The sequence below is a fragment of the Acetobacter sp. DsW_059 genome (assembly GCF_002153695.1).
GTDB classification, from domain to species: Bacteria; Pseudomonadota; Alphaproteobacteria; order Acetobacterales; family Acetobacteraceae; genus Acetobacter; species Acetobacter thailandicus.
On the sequence record NZ_JOPI01000077.1, the window covers coordinates 1 to 1,900 of the forward strand.

Here is a 1,900-nt window from a genome sequence, read left to right on the forward strand (position 1 = left end):
TTTTCGGGCAATCAGATTCTTATGCTGCGTGACGGCATTTATTACGGCCCGACCACAATGGTGAACCGGCCACTCAACACCTTTAACCTGCAAAGTGTTCAGGTGCTTCAGGGGCCGTCATCGGTACTTTACGGCCAGGGTGCTGTAGGTGGCACAGTCGATATGCGCACACGCGACCCGGCTTTTGACCATGCTCATGCCAATGCTCTGGTATCATACGGCAGCTTTAACACCTGGAATGCAGGCATAGGCGGCTCTGTGCCGGTTACAGATACACTGGCTATTCGTACAGATTTCAGCCGCACATCATCAAATGGTTATGTCAAAGGCGCAGATCCGCACAGTAACGATTTTACAACCACACTGATCTGGAAACCAACCCGCAAATTCTCGGCCCGTTTCAGCATTGATTATCTGACGGACAGACTTTCAACCTATTACGGCACCCCTCTGGTCCCTTTATCAGAAACCGGAGGACGCGCTGGCGGGCTTTTACACTCATCACAGGGGCTGGGCATCACCCGCTCTTCCATGTGGCATAATTATAATGTCAAAAATCCACAGGCCAGTTCAACTAACGTAACCCCTACCCTGCACCTGCAATGGCAGCCGACAGAGCATATCACATTTCACAACAAAAGTTATTTTGTGTATGCCAAACGCCGCTGGAACAATGCTGAAACTTACAGCTATATCTCATCACCAGGAGCGACTGACGCAGCAGGCAATGCTATTGCCCCCGGGCGGGTCGGGCGCGACCGGTTTTATGTTTATATGAACCAGCATCAGGTGGGAGACACGCTCGACGGCACCTTAGACTTCTCACTATTCGGGCTTAAGAACCGCCTGGTTGTGGGGGGGGATGCCTACTATATCCGCCTCATCCGTGACAGGGGCTTTCCTGATGCAACCTATGCAGACAGCGTTGCACTCGACAGCTCAAATACCGGCCCGACTGCCGGCTTTGCCGGAGAATACCCCTCGCGCAAATCCCCCACCACGATGATTGATGCCGCCGTATTTATGGAAGATGTCATCACCGTTACCAGTAAACTACGTCTGGTGGGTGGCTATCGCTATGACTGGCTGCATCTTGACCGCCAGAACTATAATCAGAACGGGTCATTTAACGCGGCAAGCAGCTTTAAAAAGCTTTATAATCCGTCAAATTTTCGTATTGGCCCGGTTTATGACCTGACAAAAAATATCAGCATTTACGGTGTGTTCACCACAGCTGATGACCCGCCAGGCAGCAATATCTTTCTGGTTAATAAAGGACAGTTTAACCGCCTGAGTCATACGCGCCAGGGTGAGATCGGTGCCAAAGGCAGTTTCTGGCACGGACGCTTTACATCTGCCATCGCGTTTTATGATATTCGCCGCACGCATATTCTGGTCGCTAACGGGCAGGATTCTGTCACGACAGCAGGCGGGCAGAAGTCACGCGGCCTCGAATGGCAGGGTAACCTGGTGCTTAACCCGCACTGGAACATCTCAGGTAACGTCGCCTACACCTGGTCACGCTACGGTTCTTCCTTCTACCCTTCAGCCGGAGTCAACGCATCAGGCAATGCCGTGCCAAACGTGCCTGCTGTCACAGCCAATTTGTGGGCTGTATGGTCGCGTGTTGAAAACCTGCCACTCGATCTGGGAGCAGGCATGCGTTACATTTCCTCGCGTAAAGGCGACTATGCCAACACACTGACCCTCAAAGACTATGCCCTGGTGAACGTTTTTGCAGCATGGCATGCGTATAAGGGTGTAACTGTATATGGAAGAATTGATAACGTGGGGAACAAGCACTTCATTCAGTGGGCTTCAACTGACTACCCCTCTGAAGTGATCCTCGGTGCCCCCCGCTCATTTTCTATCAGTGTGCAGGCTGGTTTCTGACCTATGC

The 1,900-nt window shown here is 51.8% G+C and carries 1 protein-coding gene; it reads left to right on the top strand.

The features are described 5' to 3' along the window. On the top strand, nucleotides 1-1,893 hold a 1,893-nt coding region (locus HK25_RS11865), incomplete at its 5' end, for a TonB-dependent siderophore receptor (RefSeq protein WP_143296005.1). Between the last annotated feature and the right edge of the window lie 7 nt (nucleotides 1,894-1,900).